The sequence below is a fragment of the Sphingopyxis sp. H073 genome (genome assembly GCF_001468395.1).
Classification (GTDB): Bacteria; Pseudomonadota; Alphaproteobacteria; order Sphingomonadales; family Sphingomonadaceae; genus Sphingopyxis.
Genome location: NZ_LNSG01000003.1, coordinates 456,570 through 473,373 on the forward strand (window position 1 = coordinate 456,570; position 16,804 = coordinate 473,373).

The 16,804-nt window shown below is 64.4% G+C and carries 23 protein-coding genes and 1 pseudogene; 18 read left to right on the top strand and 6 right to left on the bottom strand.

The annotated features are described in order from the left end of the window. Window positions 1-18: 18 nt before the first annotated feature. From ATE64_RS07625 to ATE64_RS07645, 5 genes are all read right to left on the bottom strand, one after another. The gene (locus ATE64_RS07625; RefSeq protein ID WP_058454128.1) at window positions 19-1,713 is read right to left on the bottom strand and encodes a M56 family metallopeptidase; all 1,695 of its coding nucleotides are present in this window, start codon (window positions 1,711-1,713) and stop codon (window positions 19-21) included. Further along, window positions 1,710-2,078, bottom strand: coding sequence for a BlaI/MecI/CopY family transcriptional regulator (locus tag ATE64_RS07630; protein WP_058454129.1), 369 nt, complete (start codon window positions 2,076-2,078; stop codon window positions 1,710-1,712). The genes ATE64_RS07625 and ATE64_RS07630 overlap by 4 nt, the downstream gene beginning before the upstream one ends. Window positions 2,079-2,341: 263 nt before the next feature. Then, window positions 2,342-3,616: a glycosyltransferase family 4 protein gene (locus ATE64_RS07635; RefSeq protein ID WP_156416551.1), complete on the bottom strand. Its 1,275-nt coding sequence runs from the start codon at window positions 3,614-3,616 to the stop codon at window positions 2,342-2,344. Window positions 3,617-4,005: 389 nt separating this feature from the next. Beyond that, complete coding sequence (locus ATE64_RS07640; protein ID WP_058454131.1) at window positions 4,006-4,896, bottom strand: OmpA family protein; 891 nt, start codon at window positions 4,894-4,896, stop codon at window positions 4,006-4,008. Window positions 4,897-5,191: 295 nt separating this feature from the next. Further along, on the bottom strand, window positions 5,192-5,800 hold the full coding sequence (locus tag ATE64_RS07645) for a hypothetical protein (RefSeq protein ID WP_058454167.1): 609 nt from the start codon (window positions 5,798-5,800) through the stop codon (window positions 5,192-5,194). Window positions 5,801-5,814: 14 nt separating this feature from the next. Between ATE64_RS07645 and ATE64_RS07650 the strand changes: the two genes are divergently transcribed. The 4 genes from ATE64_RS07650 (at window position 5,815) to ATE64_RS07660 (ending at window position 7,868) form a co-directional block, all read left to right on the top strand. After that, a complete protein-coding gene (locus ATE64_RS07650) occupies window positions 5,815-6,159 on the top strand; it encodes a hypothetical protein (protein WP_156418169.1) in 345 nt (114 codons plus the stop codon). 96 nt (window positions 6,160-6,255) lie between these two features. Continuing rightward, window positions 6,256-6,705 carry a hypothetical protein gene (locus tag ATE64_RS22095; RefSeq protein ID WP_156416553.1) on the top strand — a complete coding sequence of 150 codons (450 nt, stop codon included), beginning with the start codon at window positions 6,256-6,258 and terminating at the stop codon, window positions 6,703-6,705. 454 nt (window positions 6,706-7,159) lie between these two features. Further along, window positions 7,160-7,546 carry a DUF805 domain-containing protein gene (locus ATE64_RS07655; RefSeq protein ID WP_231729108.1) on the top strand — a complete coding sequence of 129 codons (387 nt, stop codon included), beginning with the start codon at window positions 7,160-7,162 and terminating at the stop codon, window positions 7,544-7,546. A gap of 7 nt (window positions 7,547-7,553) precedes the next feature. Then, window positions 7,554-7,868: an I78 family peptidase inhibitor gene (locus ATE64_RS07660; protein ID WP_058454133.1), complete on the top strand. Its 315-nt coding sequence runs from the start codon at window positions 7,554-7,556 to the stop codon at window positions 7,866-7,868. 9 nt (window positions 7,869-7,877) lie between these two features. Here the strand turns inward: ATE64_RS07660 and ATE64_RS07665 are convergent, their stop codons facing one another. Beyond that, window positions 7,878-8,363, bottom strand: a complete 486-nt coding sequence (locus tag ATE64_RS07665) for a YHS domain-containing (seleno)protein (RefSeq protein WP_058454134.1) — start codon at window positions 8,361-8,363, stop codon at window positions 7,878-7,880. A 139-nt stretch (window positions 8,364-8,502) separates the two neighbouring features. Between ATE64_RS07665 and ATE64_RS07670 the strand changes: the two genes are divergently transcribed. The 14 genes and pseudogenes from ATE64_RS07670 (at window position 8,503) to ATE64_RS07730 (ending at window position 16,795) form a co-directional block, all read left to right on the top strand. After that, window positions 8,503-8,907: a hypothetical protein gene (locus tag ATE64_RS07670; RefSeq protein ID WP_058454169.1), complete on the top strand. Its 405-nt coding sequence runs from the start codon at window positions 8,503-8,505 to the stop codon at window positions 8,905-8,907. A 116-nt stretch (window positions 8,908-9,023) separates the two neighbouring features. Further along, window positions 9,024-9,512, top strand: coding sequence for a rhodanese-like domain-containing protein (locus ATE64_RS07675; protein WP_058454135.1), 489 nt, complete (start codon window positions 9,024-9,026; stop codon window positions 9,510-9,512). Between the two features lie 67 nt (window positions 9,513-9,579). Beyond that, window positions 9,580-9,954 carry a hypothetical protein gene (locus tag ATE64_RS07680; RefSeq protein WP_058454136.1) on the top strand — a complete coding sequence of 125 codons (375 nt, stop codon included), beginning with the start codon at window positions 9,580-9,582 and terminating at the stop codon, window positions 9,952-9,954. A 278-nt stretch (window positions 9,955-10,232) separates the two neighbouring features. Further along, window positions 10,233-11,897 carry a 2-isopropylmalate synthase gene (gene leuA, locus ATE64_RS07685; protein WP_058454137.1) on the top strand — a complete coding sequence of 555 codons (1,665 nt, stop codon included), beginning with the start codon at window positions 10,233-10,235 and terminating at the stop codon, window positions 11,895-11,897. 127 nt (window positions 11,898-12,024) lie between these two features. After that, window positions 12,025-12,333, top strand: a complete 309-nt coding sequence (locus ATE64_RS07690; RefSeq protein WP_058800164.1) for an antitoxin Xre/MbcA/ParS toxin-binding domain-containing protein — start codon at window positions 12,025-12,027, stop codon at window positions 12,331-12,333. Between the two features lie 8 nt (window positions 12,334-12,341). Further along, window positions 12,342-12,551: a hypothetical protein gene (locus tag ATE64_RS07695; RefSeq protein ID WP_331458595.1), complete on the top strand. Its 210-nt coding sequence runs from the start codon at window positions 12,342-12,344 to the stop codon at window positions 12,549-12,551. A 14-nt stretch (window positions 12,552-12,565) separates the two neighbouring features. Further along, window positions 12,566-12,811 (top strand): annotated as a pseudogene (locus ATE64_RS07700) (alpha-isopropylmalate synthase regulatory domain-containing protein); the annotation flags it as partial. A 66-nt stretch (window positions 12,812-12,877) separates the two neighbouring features. Beyond that, window positions 12,878-13,675: a HipA family kinase gene (locus ATE64_RS07705; protein ID WP_058457543.1), complete on the top strand. Its 798-nt coding sequence runs from the start codon at window positions 12,878-12,880 to the stop codon at window positions 13,673-13,675. Then, the gene (locus ATE64_RS07710) at window positions 13,672-14,520 is read left to right on the top strand and encodes a DUF3037 domain-containing protein (RefSeq protein ID WP_058457544.1); all 849 of its coding nucleotides are present in this window, start codon (window positions 13,672-13,674) and stop codon (window positions 14,518-14,520) included. Before ATE64_RS07705 ends, ATE64_RS07710 begins: the two co-directional genes overlap by 4 nt. A 94-nt stretch (window positions 14,521-14,614) precedes the next feature. Then, window positions 14,615-15,547: a hypothetical protein gene (locus ATE64_RS07715; RefSeq protein WP_058457545.1), complete on the top strand. Its 933-nt coding sequence runs from the start codon at window positions 14,615-14,617 to the stop codon at window positions 15,545-15,547. A gap of 304 nt (window positions 15,548-15,851) precedes the next feature. Beyond that, window positions 15,852-16,058: a cold-shock protein gene (locus ATE64_RS07720; RefSeq protein WP_058457546.1), complete on the top strand. Its 207-nt coding sequence runs from the start codon at window positions 15,852-15,854 to the stop codon at window positions 16,056-16,058. A 2-nt stretch (window positions 16,059-16,060) separates the two neighbouring features. Beyond that, entirely contained in the window at window positions 16,061-16,324 is a 264-nt protein-coding gene (infA, locus tag ATE64_RS07725; protein WP_058457547.1) for a translation initiation factor IF-1, read from the top strand. A 105-nt stretch (window positions 16,325-16,429) separates the two neighbouring features. Next, window positions 16,430-16,573 (top strand): hypothetical protein, encoded by a 144-nt coding sequence (locus tag ATE64_RS21570; RefSeq protein WP_156416554.1) that lies wholly within the window; start codon window positions 16,430-16,432, stop codon window positions 16,571-16,573. Between the two features lie 27 nt (window positions 16,574-16,600). Further along, window positions 16,601-16,795 (top strand): hypothetical protein, encoded by a 195-nt coding sequence (locus ATE64_RS07730; protein ID WP_058457548.1) that lies wholly within the window; start codon window positions 16,601-16,603, stop codon window positions 16,793-16,795. The last annotated feature ends 9 nt before the right edge of the window (window positions 16,796-16,804 follow it).

Below are 16,804 nucleotides of genomic sequence, written 5' to 3' on the forward strand. Positions count from 1 at the left end.
GTCAGGAAGTTGTTGCCGTCAGTCGTCCGATTTCTCGATGTCGGCGATCGCCCTGTCGATGTCGGCGGCGACCTTCGCGCGCATTTCCTCGGACAGGCCGCGCGCCGCCTCGCCCTTCTTGAAGCCGTCGCGCGCCTTCTTCAGCGCCGACAGGCGGGCCGCCTTGCTCTCGGCGGTGTCGCCGCAGCGGATCATGTAGATGTGCTGGCGCTTGTTGCCGTCGACTTCCTCGCGGTTGACGATCGGCGCGGTCTTCGACCCGTCGCCGCACTTGCCGATCGCGATCGCCTTGCCGTCGAAGCTCTGCCACGCGCCATGCGCGACCATCGGCGGCAGGGGCGGCATCGGGGGCATCGGCGCCATCACGGTGCGGATACGCTCCTTGCGCTTTGCCTCCAGCTTGTCGGCGATCGCCTCGGCCTGCGCGCCGCCGATCCCCTGCTCCTTCAGCGTCGCAAGCACATCGTCGCGCGACAGGCTGCCGGGGGTGCGGATCTCGACGCGCTTGTACTTGCCGTCGGCGGGCGCGAGCATCACCGCGGGCTTGCCCTCATCGTCGCCGTCCTGGCGGATCACGATGCGGTGGACCTCGCGCTTCTTCCCGTCCTTTTCGGCCGCGTCGCCGTCATGCTGCTCGGTGAAGATCATCACATGGGGCGCATCGGGCGCGGCCGGGGCCTCGGGCGGCAGCGGTGCGTCGGGCGCGGCAGGCGGTGCCGGGGGCGTCGGCGGCTCGGCGAGCTCGGCCTGCGCGCTCGCGGTCGCGGGGGGCACCAGGGTCGCGGTCGTCGCCAGCACCGCCACTGCGGCAGCCCCCACGAGCAACCGGCCGACCAGCCCGCGCTTCTTCGAAATATCCTCCTGCATCAGCATCGTCAGTCTCTCCTGCAGATTGTCGTGGACCGCCATCGGCGCCGCGAGCGACAGCCGCGATCCGACCGCCGCCTTCGCGATGGCGGTGGCATAGCGCGCGGTCCGCACATTGCGCGGGGCGGTGTCGGTCATCGTCAGCACGCGCGCGTCGCACGCCGCTTCCTGGTCGAACCGGAAGGCGCGGATCGCGCGCCAGGCCAGGGGGTTGAACCATTGCGTCGCGAGCAGCAGCAGCGCCGCGGCATTCGCCCACAGGTCGCCGTGGCGATGGTGCGACAGCTCGTGATCGATCGCCAGCGCGCGTTCCTCGGTCGCATAGCGGGCGAAGAAATCGTGCGGCACCGCGACGAAGCGCCGCCACAGGCCGAACGCGACCGGCCCGTCGACCGCGTCGGTCATGATCAGGCGGATACCTCCCAGCGGCTCGAGCTCGACCGCGCCCTTCAGCACCCCGGCGCGAAAACGCTGGTGCGACAGCGCCGCGCTCATGAGGACCGCAACGAAACCGAGCGCCCACAGCGCGAACAGCAAGGGCAGCGCATCGGCAAAGGTCCAGCTCGCCTCCGGAATCGCGACCGGCGTCCCGACCGCCTCGGCGGCGTCGACGACCTCCATCAGTACCACGTCGGCGGGCACGCCGCTCGCCGCGACCGGCGCCGGATCGGCGAAGGGCAGCGGCGGCAGCACCAGCCGCAGCGCCGGGACGAGCCACAACGTATAGGCGAGCTGCGGACCGAAATGGCGGGCAAAGGGCTTGCGGATGACGAGCACCGCAAGGACGAGCGCGGCGGTGGTGATCATCGTGTCACCCCACACCTGCATGATCATCGCGGCGCTCATGACTTGAGCTTCCGCAGCAGGGCTTCGATCTCGGCGATGTCGGTGTCCGACAGCGCCTCGCGTTCGGCGAGATGCGCGATCAGCGGGCTCACCCGCCCGCCGAACAGCCGATCGACGAAGCGCTGCGATTCCTCGCCGACCGCGTCGGCGCGCTCGACCGCGGGGCTGTAAAGATAGCGCCGCCCGTCGGCCTCCGCCGTGACCGCGCCCTTCTGGACCAGCCGCGAAAGCAGCGTCTTCACCGTCGCCTGCGTCCAGCCGTTGATCTTGCCGATGCGCTGGGTCAGGTCGGCCGCGGTCTGCGGAGCCTCGTCCCACAGCGCCGACAGCACCTGCATTTCGGAATCGCTTGCTCTTTCCGCCATGGTGGAACCCCTCCTCTTGGCGTTGATCTGCAATGCGACTACAAATGTAGTCAATCGGCTGAATGCTGCATGAACAAAATGAACGGCAGTCGATATAGCTGCCACAACGCCATCGAGATGGAGCGGCGCGGAGCGCCATGCCGGCCGGGGAAGAAGACGTCTCGAGTGGCGAAGATGGCCCGCGTCGGCGCGATCCCGCGGAACCACCCGGCGAAAACCCGGCGCTTCGCACGATGTTGGATGCCCTCGCTAGGGTCCCGACTCTAGGCGGCGACGTTCGAGACGGACTTCACGTCGTAGAGCGCGTCGTAGGTGTGCAGCGGAACGTGCGCCGAAAATATGCTCGCGATCAATCGGTCGACCGCCGCGGCATATCCAAGCGATCGTTCGGTAAATTGGACAGAAGCGGAGGCGCACGCTGATTGGAGGCGAGCATAGGTGGCGGAATCGTCGGCCAGCGTTCGGATCGCATCAAGATAACTGTCGATATTCTCGGGCACAGCTTCCAGGATACATTCGCCGATCACGGGGAGCGCATTGGACAACCTGCTGGTGATGATGGGCTTGGCGGTAAGCACAGCTTCGGCGCAGACCAGCGGCATACCCTCGCAAAAGTCGCCGCGGGTCGGCACGATGAGGGCGTGGCAATTATGGTAGGCAGCATCGAGTTCGCCACGTTCGAGACGTCCGCGCAGCGTAACGCAGTCTCCCAGACCGAGCCGATCGACCTCGGCGCGAAGCTCGGACAGCGCCCCGCCGTCCCCGCAAACTTCGATCGATACGGCGCGCCCCGGCGCATTGCGAAGCGCCTGCGCCATCGCGAGAAGATCAAATACCCCTTTGCTCCGTTCCACACGACCCGAAAACAGAAGCCTGAACGGCGAGGCGGGATCCGCGAACGGATCGACGGGATGGGGATCGCTCGCGGCAAACTGAGACGTCCATCCGAAATACCGCAGGTGCGCGGCGCCGTCGGAGCGGGCTTGTACGCCGCATTCGGGCGAGCAGCCCATCGCCCCGGCCGCAATATGGCGAAAGAACCACGAATCCAGCTTCCGGATAAGCGTCTTGAGCGTTCCCCGCGGTTCGAAGCCGTTCGGCCAGCGCACGTTGTGAAAATTCACCGCGACCGGGATGCCGAGCAACTTGAACAGGGTAAGCATGAAATAATGCGTCGATCCGGAATCGATGATCGCCAAATCGGCCCCGATGCGCCGTGCATAGACAGCAAGCCGGACGCCATACCATATACGCGAAAGATGGAAGCCGAGGCCGGTCGCCCCCTCGCCCCGGCGCGGCAGGTTTTGGAAGGTCAGGCCGCCCTGTTCGACGCGCCCCGCGTCGGGGTTGCTGGTGACCAGTACGCCAGTGATACCATGGGCGACAAGCAGGCGGCGGAGTTGCTGCGAAAACGAATAGCCGGTGACGCCGGCTACAATGCCGCCATCGCGCATCGCGTCCGCAACGATGTTGCCCGGTCCGAGAGCGCAGAAAATTTTCATTGCGGAGTGTCTATCTTCGTCGCGCAGCCGTGCCAACACCCGCCTCGGGCAATTGAGCCAATATGGGATGGCGCCCAGATGTCGGGATTTTTGACACCCCCGCGCCCCGGTAAGGAATCGCTAACCAGCGTCCCCCGCCAAAATCCTGGGCAGCGGCAAATTGGCACGCGCCTTGTATGGTATCAGACGTTCCCGAGTGTTCCGCTCAATGGAGCGGTGGGGGACATCGGTCTGGTCCCTGATGTCCCCTGCCCCCACTCCGGAAATCCCCACTTGCCCCCGACGCAAACGGGGGGCGGAGCGGCCGAAAGGCCCCGCCCCCCGGATGCTTTTCATGCCATCGCCAACCACGCCCCGCGCCCGCGCACGAAAAAGGCGCGGGAAGCGATGCCTCCCGCGCCTTTCGTATCGTGGCGGTGCGCGTCTTACAGGCCGTCGAGCCCCTTACTGACCAGCACGTTCACCGCGACGCGGCGGTTCTGCGCCTTGCCTTCGGGGGTGCTGTTGTCCGCGGTCGGGTCGGCCTCGGCCATGCCGGTCGGGGTCAGCATGCGATAGGGCTTCCAGCCGCACGCCTGCTGCAGATAGTTCACGACGCGGCCGGCGCGCTTCTCGCTGAGGACCTGGTTATACTCCTCGCTGCCCACCGAATCGGTGTAGCCGACGACGAGGAGCAGGGCATTGTCCATGCCCTCGGCCTGGCTCGCGGTAGCGCACAGATCGGCCTTCGCCTGCTCCGACAGCACGGCCTTGCCGGTGTCGAAGTTCACGTTCATCGTGCTCTTGATGTTGTATTTATCGATGTCGCCCATACGGCCGCGCAGCGCTTCGGTGGCCGCAGTCTGCTCGGCAAAGCGCTGGTCGGTACCGGTACGGATCATGTTCGCGGTGCGCAGATCCTTGCTCTTCAGAACGACCTGGTTCGCGACCAGCCCGCCGTCCCACTGCAGCGTCTCCACCGTGACGGGCAGCCCGTTGAGCAGCGCGTTCGCCGCCATCTTGCTGCTGCCGAGGCCCAAGAAGCCGCCATTCGCCTTGACCTTGGTGCTCTCGCTCAGGAAGACGACGGTGTTGGTGCCGTCGGCCGCCGTCACCTGCATCCGGTTGCCGCTGCGCGCCGAGATCATGCCTTCGAGCTTCGGCCCTTCGGTCAGTTCCGACAGCGGGGGGATCTGGGCATAGACGGTCGCAACGGCTTCGCCGCTGCCCGCGGGCTGCGCGTCCTGAGCCTCCTGCGCCGCGAGGCTCGCCGAGGCGGGGCCGGCCAGCATGGCCAGCGTCAAAACAAATCCTGAACTCTTCGAAACGGCACCCATAAGCTACTCCTTCAACGGGGTGGCAGGGGCAAGCGCGTTCAGCATGACCCCTTCTGGCACAGGAATACTCGCCGGATGGCCGAAGGTTGCGCGGGTCGTCCGGCGCTGTGCACGGCTAGCCGACAACCGCCGGTGCCGTCCCAAGCGCGGAATTCCGCCTCGAATTCGGCTTTTTGCAATAAGAGCAATGCCCTAACTTTCCCGGCACCGCGACGCGCGCCGGCAACGGTCCGCTCAAAAAAAAAGCGCGGGAACCGGATGGCTCCCGCACTTTTTCCTGTTCGCCGCGACGCGATCAGTCGGCCGGGGTCGGCGCCGGTTCGCTCGCGGGGGCGGCATCGGCGGTGGTATCCGACGCGGCCGGCGTGGTTGCCGTTTCGGCGATGGCCGCGGCAAACTGGTCGGCGGTAAAGCTCATCGCCAGACCCTTGCCGGTCAGGAAGAAAGCCTTGCGCGGCAGGCGCACCTCGCCCTTGTCGGTCGTGACGATCACGCCCTCGGCATCGGTCGCCTTGACCTTGCCGACGACCGAGGCGCCGGTCACGCCGCGGATTTCGGCGCCGGGAACCAGCGCGGTTTCGAGCGCGGCGGCGGCATCGGCCGCCTGCTTGTCGAGCGCGGCGGTCAACTGCGCGGCGGTGATGGTGATGGCAAGGCCCTTGTCGGTCTGCGCAAAGGCGTTGGTCGGCAACGCGGCCTTCCGGCCGCCGAAGTCCACCACGACGACGCTGCCGTCGTTGCTCGCGATCGGGCCAAGCTCGACGCCTGCCGAGTCATAGACTTTGGCGCCGACATCGAGTTTCACGGCCGAAGCGCCAGCCTGCGCCTGCGCCAGCGCGGCCGTTCCGGTCGTCGCGGCGAGGGCAAGGGAGAGCGAGGTAATCAGGCCTGCATATTTACGCATTTCGAGCATTCTCCTTGGGAAGCTTTGAGTTGGGATCGTCCAACCAACGCGCGGGCGCGCCCGAAAACACCCCCGCATCCGCCGAACCGTTGCCGTGGCGGGACGAGCCGATGGAATGGTACGGGCCGAAAGCCGGTCCCCCGATCGCGGGCGCACCCGGCAAGATCGGCGCCGCACGCCAACCCGACAAGTTCTCGGGCAGCAACCAACTCGCCGGAATTCAGCCAGGACAGCGCGGCGCATTCGGCAACCGCCGCAGTGATGGATGCCGGATCAAGTCCGGCATGACGAAGGTCTGGAAACGGCCGATTGCTGCCCTAACCATCATCGTCACCCCGGACTTGATCCGGGGTCCATGACTTCAGCGCTGCAGTGGATCCCGGATCAAGTCCGGGATGACGAATGACCGCATACGACCGATTGCGGACAATTAGGCAATGGTGCAATCTGGGACAATGACGCTAAACCGAACCTCCTCGCTTCTTTTGATTGTCGCGCTCTCAGGATGCAGCAATGCGAACGAAGGGACGGCGCGGGAGCAGATTGTTCACAGTCAAAATGCTGACCCTTCGGACGACCCCAGTTACGGCAATCCACAGCATATTGCGGCGCCATTTCGATATGTATTCGAGGAAAGTTCAGTCGAACTTTGCTCGGCATCGGTAACCCAAGACGCGCCAGCATGTCTTCATGATAGCCAACGATGCTGGCTGGTTTTCGATGACAAAGCCAATAAGGATATGGATCTGATAACTAACCAGCATTTTATCGCTGAAGAAGGAACATATTGGATCGAAGGCGTTGGCAGGATCACCACAGCCAACGGTGGTTTCGGTCATCAAGGTGCGTATGGATGCCAAGTCGAAATGACCAGTGTGAGCCGATTTGTTAAGATGCATAGCTAGGGGGGAGAGCCTTAACCCTATTACGTGATGTCCGCTTCCCACCCCATTTCAGCCAATAACAGCTGTTCCGAACGCTAGGGCTGCAAACGACCGGAAGCTGACCTATCCTCCATCGTCACCCTGAACTTGTTTCAGGGTTCATGGTCTGCCGTTTCCTTCGGCGCGGCGCCGGATGCTAGGCCCGGCCATGGCTGCTGAAACAAGTTCAGCATGACGACTTTTTGCGTGCCCACCCTCCACCCCGAACCTGCCCCTACCCCCCGATTTCGCGTCGTCGGGCATCACTACTCAATTCTTCTCCGCCGCAGCGATGAAGCCAGCGCAGCCCTCGTCCCACGTCGCCTTCCGCCCTACCCGCATTAGCCGTTTCTTCACCCCGACGGGTCAAAAGCGATCCCGGCTTCGCACCGCGACGCCGGGGGCAGACTGGGGGATTTCTATCGACTGGATGCTGATGCCGCTGATGCGCTACGCCGATTTCAGCGGGCGATCACAGCGTATGGAATATTGGATGTTCACGCTCTTCTACATTCTCGTGATCGCCGTTCTCGTCAGCTTCGCCATCTTCTTCGGCAGTCCGGCGGGCGAGGAGCATACGCTTGCCGAGAATTATTTTCTGGTCGTCACCCTGCTCTTCATCGTCGGGACGATCATTCCGTCGATCGCGGTCACCGTCCGCCGCCTGCACGATCAGGACAAGTCGGGGTGGTTCTACTTCATCAGTTTCGTCCCCTATGTGGGCGGCCTGATCCTGTTCGTGTTCATGTGCATCGACGGGACGCCGGGACCGAACCGCTACGGGCCCGACCCCAAGGGCGGCTACGCCGACGTCTTCGGCTAAAGGCGATATGCTTCGCCAGCTCGGCGCCGCAGGTCTTGCCCTCTCAGCGCTGGGTGGGTGCGCGTCGACCCAAATACCGGACGGCGACGCCTGCGGCGCATCTGCGCTTCAACGCTTCGTCGGGCGCGACTTTGGCTCCGCGATCGCTGATGGAATCGCGCGGCGGACCTATGGAGGACTCGGCGAACAGGCGGTGCGTCGCAGCAAGCGCTCGGTGCGGACGATCAGGCCCGGGGACACGCTGGTCGCCAACTATGATCCCCATCGCGTCAACGTCTCGATCGACGAGTCCAATACGATCACCGCGATCCAGTGTTTCTGACGCGAGTTCCTACCCCCCGAATTTCGCGTCGTCGGGGATCACCGCCCAATTCTTTTCCGCCGCGGCGATGAAGCCGGCGCGGTCCTCGTCCCACTTCGCCTTCACCTCCTGATTGAAATTCAGGTACAGCTTCCCGTCGACCACGGCATAGGCCAGCGGATCGCCCGGCGCGAGATAGCCGCGCGACATCGCCCACGAACAATGGCCGCCATATTGCGGCGCGAAGGCGGCGGGATCGGCCTTGAACGTCGCGGCATGCGCCGCGCTCGCGAAATGATAGACAGCGCCGTCATGCTCGACGGCAAAGGCGGCGTCGCCCTTCACCGGCACGCCGTCGCCTTCGAAATAGCTGACGGCGTCATAGCCGCTGACCGCAATATGGCCGCCCTCGACCCCGACATAGACGGGCTTGGCCCACGCATAGGGGGTGAACACCGCCGCCGACAGCGGCAGCGCCGCCGCCGCGAGCAGCGCGAACAGGACATGTTTTTTCATGGGACGGACTCCGATCTGGTTTCGTCCCCGGTTCGCCCCGAAATCGCGCCCGGTTACACGGGTCTGGCGCGCGCCGGTTCGGCGGGGGTTCATCTTCGCGTGGTAATCCCTATTTCAAGGGGATCAGGGAATGCGCGCGATGAAGACACCTGCCCTCTATCTGCTTGTCGCTTTCGCGGCGCTCGCCGTCCCCGCGCATGCGCAGGACGACGATCTCGCGCAGACCGGCTCGCCGCCGCAAAAAACCTCGATCCTCTACACCTATGGCGACGATCCCTGTCCCGAGACGACGGGCGACGAGATCGTCGTCTGCGCGCAGCAGCCCGAATCGGACCGCTACCGCGTCCCCAAGGATCTCCGCCATCAGGACGAAGAGGCGCCCGCCGGCGGCGGCTCGTGGGCGTCGAAGGTCGAGGGCTATGACGCCATCGCGCGCCAGACGCGCCCCGACAGCTGCTCGCCCGTCGGCAGTTACGGCTTCACCGGCTGCGCCGCCGCCGCGCTGCGCCAATGGTTCGAGGCACGGCGCGCCGGAACGCCCTGACGCGCGCCCCCGAGGCCCGCGTTTCCAGCGCGCTCGTCGGCATCCTGATGGGCATCCCCATTCATCGCAGAGCCAGCAAGGCGCGCGCATAACGTCCCCGTTCGAGGGAGGATATCATGCGCAAAGCCTTGCTGGTTGCCGCGGCGTTCATCGCCACCCCTGCGCTGGCGCAGGCCAACCCCCAGATCGACTATCCCGCGTTCCAGACGCTCACCGCCAGCGTCGCGCCGCAGCGCGCGACGCGCCTCCTCAAGTTCGACGCCTTCAAGGCCGAGGCGGCAAAGCCCGGCACCCTCCTCCTCGACGCACGCTCGAAGGATGCCTTCGCCGCCGGGCATATCGCGGGCGCGGTGAACCTGCCGCTCACCGATTTCACCGCGGAGAGCCTCGCCGCGGTGATCGGCGCCAACCCCGACCGCCCTATCCTGATCTATTGCAACAATAATTTCCGCAACGACGCCGCCCCCGTCCGCATGAAGGCCGCGCCGCTCGCGCTCAATATCCAGACCTTCATCAACCTCGTCGGCTACGGCTATCCCAACGTCTGGGAGCTTGCGGACGTGATCGACATGGGCGATCCGGCCGTCGGCTGGGTAAAGGGCTAAGCCCCCAATCTGTCACACGACTCCGCTAACAGGGCCTTGCCTTTCCCTGTTCGCAAGGAGTCTCCCCATGAGCGAATTGGTACGCGAGATCGTCGAACTCAACGCCGGCATCGACGGCGACGAGGACAGCCCGCTGCTGGTCGTAGAGGTCGAAGGCCTCGCCCCCACCGCGGGCTGGACCAGCGTCCGCCTCGAACCCCATGTCTATATCACCCCGCCCGAGGACGGCTTTCAGGATTTCGACCTTGTCGGCGACCGCCCGCCCCATGATGCTTCGGGCGATGCGGCGGCCGACGCGCTGACCGAGGTCGAGGCCGCCTGGGAAGGCCCGCTCGAGGACTGGTGCATCGGTGTCCGCGTCCACGCGGTCGACAATATGCTCGAGGATGAGGTCTTCGAACCGTGGGACGAAGACGGCGAGGACGAGAGCGAAGCCGCCTGAAGAATTACCCTCCCCCTGCACTTCGCCGGGCCGCGAAGGCCCCTTCGCGGCCCGGCGACATTTTCTGACCCGCGGCGGTCTGCCGCGAAATTTTCGGCACCTGCCTCTTGCCAAGCGCGACATTTTGCATCATTGCGACGGCCATGCGCGGCAACGCCCTTCTTCTTCTGCGACTTACACGCCCTTGGGCGTGACACTGGCTGCGCGCTAGTCGCGGCCACCCGCTCAAGGGTCCGATCGACAAGCGACACCAACCCGGCAGAAGAAGTTTACACCCCATGACCATGCTCACCGACCCCTCGGTCAAGTACAGCGCCTTCCCGCAGGTTCCCTTGAGCCACCGCGAATGGCCCGGCCGCGTCACCACCAAAGCCCCGATCTGGCTCTCGACCGACCTGCGCGACGGCAACCAGTCGCTGATCGACCCGATGGATGCCGAGAAAAAGACGCGCTTCTTCGACCTGCTCGTCAAATGCGGGTTCAAGGAGATCGAGGTCGGCTTCCCCGCCAGCGGCGCGACCGACTTCGACTATATCCAGGGCCTCGTCCGCGGCGGCCGCATCCCGGAGGGCGTCACGCCGCAGGTGCTGACGCAAAGCCGCGCCGACCTCATCCGCACCAGCTTCGACAGCCTCGCGGGCGCGAAGACCGCGATCGTCCACGTCTATAACGCGGTCAGCCCCGCGTGGCGCCGCATCGTCTTCGGCATGGAAATGCCCGAGATCAAGGGCATCGCGGTCGAGGGCGCCAAGCAGCTCCGCGACAACGCCGCGCGCCTGCCCGGCACCGACTGGCGCTTCGAATATAGCCCCGAAACCTTCTCGACCGCCGAGCTCGATTTCAGCATCGCCTGCTGCGAGGCGGTAATGGACATCCTCCAGCCGACCACCGACAAGCCGATCATCCTCAACCTCCCCGCGACGGTCGAGGCCTCGACGGCGAACATCTACGCCGACCAGATCGAATATTTCTGCAAGAATTTGCCGAACCGCGACGCCGCGATCATATCCTTGCACACCCACAACGACCGCGGCACCGGCGTCGCGGCGGCCGAGCTCGGCCTGCTCGCGGGCGCCGACCGCGTCGAGGGCTGCCTGTTCGGCAATGGCGAGCGCACCGGCAACACCTGCCTCGTCACCATCGCGCTCAACATGTACACGCAGGGCGTCGACCCGCGGCTCGACTTCTCGAACATCGACGAGGTCATCCAGACGGTCGAATATTGCAACAATTTGCCCGTCCACCCGCGCCACCCCTATGGCGGCGAGCTCGTCTACACGGCGTTCTCGGGCAGCCATCAGGACGCGATCAAGAAGGGCTTCGCCGCGCGCGAGCGCCAGAATGACGAGCGCTGGGAAGTCCCCTATCTGCCCATCGACCCCGCCGATCTCGGCCGCAGCTACGAAGCGGTGATCCGCGTCAACAGCCAGTCGGGCAAGGGCGGCGTCGCCTGGGTGCTCGAACAGGACAAGGGCCTGAAACTGCCCAAGAAGATGCAGGCGAGCTTCAGCCACGTCGTACAGGCGCTCGCCGACGAGACGAGCCGCGAACTCGGCGCCGAGGATATCTGGCACGCCTTCGAGCGCCAGTATCTCACCACCGAAGCCAAACGCTTCCAACTCGTCGACTGGCATGAGACGCACTCGGGCGCCGACCGCATCTTCGCCGGCAAGCTCACCATCGACGGCAACCCGCGCAGCGTCAGCGGCCGCGGCAACGGCCTGATGTCGAGCGTCATCGCCGCGCTCAGCGAAAGCGGCGGCCCCGTGATGGACATCGTCGACTACAGCGAACACGCGATCGGCCAGGGCAGCAATGTGCAGGCCGCGGCCTATGTCGAATGCCGCACCGCGGACGGCAGGAGCCTGTTCGGCTGCGGGCTGGATACGGACGTCGCGACGGCCAGTGTGCGGGCAATCCTCAGCGCCGCGAATGGGGCGTAATTCGGGGGCGGCCTTACAATCCGCCCCCCGCGACCCCATATGTCATTATCGCGGCAGACGTTTTTTCGTAGGCCACCGCGACTGAGAGACGCTTGGCGCTCCCGCTTACGCAAGAGGAGCCGCGCCGATGAGCAGCAAACCCGACCCCGATTCCGCCACCCCCGCCCCCGCTCTCGCCCCGGCAAAATCGTACTCCAGCCGCCTGTTTCGCCCCAAACGCACCGCGCTGCCGCGCGACGATGCGCGACGTCAGGGCGACATCAGCAGCCTTGCCTATCTGACGATGGGCGGCCGCGACGCGGCAGTGGCATTCCTCAACGCCGAAAATCCCGCACTCGGCGGCCGCCCGCTCGCGCTCGCGACCGCCAGTGCCGAGGGTTATGCGCGCGTCGCCGCCGCGATCCGCGCCTGGTCGCCGGACCCGGCCGCCGGATGACCCGCGCGATGAACCTCGCTTTGCCCGAAAGCGAGGTGAACGCGCTCTGCACCGCCGCGGGGATCAGCGTCAGCGTGATCGAACCGCTGCCGTCGGGCGGCACGCACCTCGTCTGCACCACCGGCGCGGGCGCCGACGAAATCCGCCTGCGTCTCGCCGGCCACCTGATCGAAGGGGCGGTCACCCGCTATCGCTTCTATCGTCCGCCGGGCAAATAGGCCGCGCCCCGCACAGCGTCAGCGGCCGCGGCAACGGCCTGATGCCGAGCGTCATCGCTGCCTTGAGCGAAAGCGGCGGCCCGGTGATGGACATCGTCGATTACAGCGAACACGCGATCGGCCAGGGCAGCAATGTGCAGGCCGCCGCCTATGTCGAATGCCGCACCGCGGACGGCAAGAGCCTGTTCGGCTGCGGCCTCGATACGGACGTGGCTACGGCGAGTGTGCGGGCGATTTTATCGGCGGCGAATGGGGCTTAAATCTAGTTTCAAGCAAAGTACTCGACAGCTTCGTATATCGAGGTAATTAAGGCCCTAAGGGGCAACATGATCAGACATATTGAAGCTCTCGAGTATCTTGGCGTAGCGGCTGGCGGCCGGAACGAACCGTTACAGGTGACGGGCGTTGACAGCGATGGGGAGTTACTCGACCTATACCTTAAGCCATCAGGCCGACCTGAACTTGGATTTGAAGGCCTTTCAAACGAGCTTCTCGCGGCGATGATCGCCGGCGAGTTGGGACTTCCCGTTTGCGAACCCCTCATTGTCAGCATGACCCCCGAATGGATCGCAACGATTCCCGACAACGGCCTCCGCGTAGTACTTCAGCAGAGTTGCCCCTTGGCTTTCGGATCGAGGGGCGCTGGAAAAGGCTGGAAGCTTTGGTCGGACGGCGACACCATTTTGTCAGATCGTCGCGCGGCCGCTCTATCGATTTTCGCCTTTGACGCGTTCACCGGCAATGCCGACAGAAGAGACGTCAAACCAAATCTATTGGTACGTGGTCCCGACCTCAGAATGATCGATCACGAACTTTGCTTTGGGCTGCGGATGAAACTGTTTCCTCGTGTCGCCCCCTGGGAGCTAGGAAACTTGTCTCATCTCACCAACGCTAGCCAGCATGTTCTTGGCCCATTGCTAAAGGGCAATAGGACGTTAGACTTCGCGGCGCTACGGACACCGTGGGCCAACATCGCCGACGACCGCCTTGCAGACTTTGAGGCTTGCATTCCTATTGAATGGTCGGCAGCAGCGGCCGCGATGACCGACGCGATAACTCACGTTAAGACTGTGCGTGATAGAATCGACGACTGCCTTGTAGAAATCGAACGGACTTTGCGATGACCATGCGCAATCCATATTCATATGTACTGCTGCGATATCGGCATGATCCGCTATCGGGCGAGTTCCTCAACGTCGGCGTAATCCTTTACGCCCCGGAAACTCGTTTTCTGGGCGCAAAGATGCGCAAGACGCTCGGCAGACTCGGAAAGGCCTTTCCCGGCATTCAGAAGGCCGAGGTAACACAGGCCTTGAGCGCAATCGAGCGCGCCCTCGATCGCAAGCGTAAGCACCTAAAGGAACACTATCTTTTTGGCGATGACCTGAAGGATGCGTTGGCTATCGCTAGCTCGGTGCTGCCCATTGATGACAGCAGCTATGTGTGGAGTCCCCTGCGCACAGGTTTGACCGATGATCCGGCCAAAGCTCTCCAAATTACATACGACCGGTTCGTCTCCCAGTATGATGAAGAGAATAAGTCCGGCCGTGATGACGCCGCCGTTTGGCAGCCTGTTAAAGAGATTTTGTCCGCTCGAAACTTGATCGACCGATTACATCCAAAGACGATAACCTCCCCCGTTGATGAGGTCGAATTCGTCAACGCGTGGAAAAATGGCGTGTGGCACTGCTATCAGCCACTTTCATTTGACCTCAGCACGTCCGAAGGAATCCGTGAGAAGGCAGCGAGGTGGTCAGGGCATATGACCGGCTTGTCGAAATCTGATGAGCAGATACAGCCCTACTTCATCGTGGGCGCTCCGGCCCATTCGGAACTTAAGAAGGATTACAGCCGGGCCATCGAACTACTCAAAGCCAGTGCGCTAGAGCCAAAAGTATTCGAAGAGAATCAATCTGATGAACTGGCTGATCTGATCGCCTCACAAATGAATAGGAGTGCGCGGGCCTAAACGCCCGCGCTGGGATCAGACAGAAAATCCCCTTTCCTACATTTCACCCATATGGTTCATTCTGTCGGTTTCACCCAACCGAAAGGACGAATCGATGGACGACGCCGCCCCCAATCCCGCCGACATCCCCGCCCCCGGCAGCTATCACTGGACGCCCGCACTCCAGCGCGCGTTTCTGGAGAGCCTCGCGACCACCGGGTCGGTGAAGATCGCCAGCACCTCGGTCGGCATGTCGCCGCGCGCGACTTACGACCTTCGGCACAAGCCGCAGGGCGCGGCGTTCCGGCTCGGCTGGGCGGCGGCGGTACTGATCGCGCGCTCCCGGCTCGCCGACGAGCTGCTCGACCGCGCGATCTGGGGGCATGACGAGATCACCACCGTCACCCGCGAGGACGACCGCAGCTTCACCAAACGCCGCCGCATCGAATCGCGCCTCGGCCTCGCGATGCTCGCGCGGCTCGACAAGATGGTCGAAACCCGCGCGCAAGCGGGCGAGGAGATGCTGGCGCAGATCATCGCCGGCGACTGGCCGGGCTTCCTGTCGCTCTTCGATATCGACAGCGACAACAAGGATGCCGAGGGCCACAACGCGGCGCTCGCGCTCTGGCTCGCCGGCCGCGACAATCGCGCGGGCCCGCTCGCCGCCCTCTGCCCCGACGATGCAATCGCGAGTGAAGTTGCGCAGAATTACGCCGATTTCGGCGAGGATGGGCAAACCCCCGAAACCCCCGAAGAGGCCGCCGCGGCGATGACCGTCTGGTTCGACGACCGCGCCGGCGAGTGGCGCACCGACTTCCCGCCGCCCGAGGGCTTCTACGGCTATGAGGATGGGCAGTTCGGCGACCCCGCCTATGCCCGCGAACTCGACGACGACGAGCTCGAACTCTATGAGGTGCGGCGCATGGCCGAGGTCACCCCGCTGCGCCAGGCCGGCGAAGCCGCGCGCCGCGCCTTCTTCGCCCTCCCCGCCCCCGCCAACGACCCGGCGCCCGAAGGCGGCAAGGTCCGCAACAGCGCGAGCGGTTGAGTGTCCCCGCCACTTCGTCATCGCCGCGAAGGCGGGGACGCAGCGAAGCGGGTGGAACGGCGCCGCAGCGCTGTTTCGCGATGTCGCCACCGGGCCCCCGCTTGCGCGGGGATGACCGGGGTTCGGAATGGCGCGAAATCCCCCAACCTTGACTTTTCAGGAAAAACCGCCCATATCGGCAAGGCTAACGTCGCATGCGACGGAATTTGACGGCCCCTTGGGGCAGACTCTTCCCTTCACACGCTACCAGCTCCGCCGGTGCTTTTGCCGGTGGATTCCCGTTTCTCGTGAAAGGAAACACCCAATGGCCATCGGCACCGTAAAATTCTTCAACTCCGACAAGGGCTACGGCTTCATCGAAAATGAAGACGGCTCGGGCGACAGCTTCGTCCACATCACCGCGGTCCAGGCCGCGGGCATGGACACGCTCCAGAAGGAGCAGCGCGTCTCCTACGACCTCGAAACCGGCCGCAACGGCAAGGTCTCGGCGATCAACCTCCAGTCGGCCTGATTTTGGCCAAAGAGGAACTGATGACTTTCGAGGGGCAGATCGACGAGATCCTGCCCGACGGACGCTTCGGCGTCGTGCTCGAAAACGGTCATCGGGTGATCGTCTATACGGCGGGCCGGATGCGGCGTTTCCGCATCCGGTCGGTCGTCGGCGACGCCGTGCGCGTCGAGATGACGCCCTATGACCTCAGCAAGGGCCGCCTCGTCTACCGCGAACGCGGCGGCGGGCCGGTTCCCCCCAGCCAGCGCAAACGGCGCGGGCTCTGAACCAGAGCGCCAGCGCAAGCGGCGCGGGCTCGGACCGGGGGTCGGCGCATACGGCGCGGGCTTCCCACAATAAAATACGTAAAATCAAAGATAAAGATGATGACTATGTTTAATGCAAATTCGATTTTTCCCGCTCTGCCCGCGCTGTCGCTGGCCGGCAAGGCACAGACGGCCAGCCCGTCGCGCCGCCGCCGCCCGACGCTGTCGCGCCGCGAGCTCCGGCGTCTGATCGCCGATATGGTCGATTGATCGACCTTCAACCTTGAGGAAGCAGCCATGTCGGCCACCATCGATTTCTACCTGACGCAGGCGGGCAAATGTTCGGAAGAGGCCAAGGCCTCGCCGCTGACCCAGGTCCGCGACCGCAACCTGCGCGCCGCCGCGGCGTGGCAGGCGATGGCCGACAAGCTGCTCCATTCCGAGAAACTGCGCGCCGAAAGGGAAGCGGCCGTCGCGGCCGCGAAGATCTGACCCGGCGCC

Excerpts from the sequence above, each read along its gene's own strand:
- ATE64_RS07675 (WP_058454135.1), top strand. The coding sequence starts at position 9,024 with ATGCGCAAAGCCTTGCTGGTTGCCGCGGCGTTCATCGCCACCCCTGCG.
- ATE64_RS07695 (WP_331458595.1), top strand. The coding sequence starts at position 12,342 with ATGAACCTCGCTTTGCCCGAAAGCGAGGTGAACGCGCTCTGCACCGCC.
- ATE64_RS22095 (WP_156416553.1), top strand. The coding sequence starts at position 6,256 with ATGACGCTAAACCGAACCTCCTCGCTTCTTTTGATTGTCGCGCTCTCA.
- ATE64_RS07660 (WP_058454133.1), top strand. The coding sequence starts at position 7,554 with ATGCTTCGCCAGCTCGGCGCCGCAGGTCTTGCCCTCTCAGCGCTGGGT.
- ATE64_RS07730 (WP_058457548.1), top strand. The coding sequence starts at position 16,601 with ATGTCGGCCACCATCGATTTCTACCTGACGCAGGCGGGCAAATGTTCG.
- ATE64_RS07705 (WP_058457543.1), top strand. The coding sequence starts at position 12,878 with ATGATCAGACATATTGAAGCTCTCGAGTATCTTGGCGTAGCGGCTGGC.
- ATE64_RS07715 (WP_058457545.1), top strand. The coding sequence starts at position 14,615 with ATGGACGACGCCGCCCCCAATCCCGCCGACATCCCCGCCCCCGGCAGC.
- ATE64_RS07630 (WP_058454129.1), bottom strand. The coding sequence starts at position 2,078 with ATGGCGGAAAGAGCAAGCGATTCCGAAATGCAGGTGCTGTCGGCGCTG.
- ATE64_RS21570 (WP_156416554.1), top strand. The coding sequence starts at position 16,430 with ATGTTTAATGCAAATTCGATTTTTCCCGCTCTGCCCGCGCTGTCGCTG.
- ATE64_RS07655 (WP_231729108.1), top strand. The coding sequence starts at position 7,160 with ATGCCGCTGATGCGCTACGCCGATTTCAGCGGGCGATCACAGCGTATG.
- ATE64_RS07645 (WP_058454167.1), bottom strand. The coding sequence starts at position 5,800 with ATGCGTAAATATGCAGGCCTGATTACCTCGCTCTCCCTTGCCCTCGCC.
- ATE64_RS07690 (WP_058800164.1), top strand. The coding sequence starts at position 12,025 with ATGAGCAGCAAACCCGACCCCGATTCCGCCACCCCCGCCCCCGCTCTC.
- ATE64_RS07710 (WP_058457544.1), top strand. The coding sequence starts at position 13,672 with ATGACCATGCGCAATCCATATTCATATGTACTGCTGCGATATCGGCAT.
- leuA (WP_058454137.1), top strand. The coding sequence starts at position 10,233 with ATGACCATGCTCACCGACCCCTCGGTCAAGTACAGCGCCTTCCCGCAG.
- ATE64_RS07665 (WP_058454134.1), bottom strand. The coding sequence starts at position 8,363 with ATGAAAAAACATGTCCTGTTCGCGCTGCTCGCGGCGGCGGCGCTGCCG.
- ATE64_RS07680 (WP_058454136.1), top strand. The coding sequence starts at position 9,580 with ATGAGCGAATTGGTACGCGAGATCGTCGAACTCAACGCCGGCATCGAC.
- ATE64_RS07720 (WP_058457546.1), top strand. The coding sequence starts at position 15,852 with ATGGCCATCGGCACCGTAAAATTCTTCAACTCCGACAAGGGCTACGGC.
- ATE64_RS07640 (WP_058454131.1), bottom strand. The coding sequence starts at position 4,896 with ATGGGTGCCGTTTCGAAGAGTTCAGGATTTGTTTTGACGCTGGCCATG.
- ATE64_RS07625 (WP_058454128.1), bottom strand. The coding sequence starts at position 1,713 with ATGAGCGCCGCGATGATCATGCAGGTGTGGGGTGACACGATGATCACC.
- ATE64_RS07670 (WP_058454169.1), top strand. The coding sequence starts at position 8,503 with ATGAAGACACCTGCCCTCTATCTGCTTGTCGCTTTCGCGGCGCTCGCC.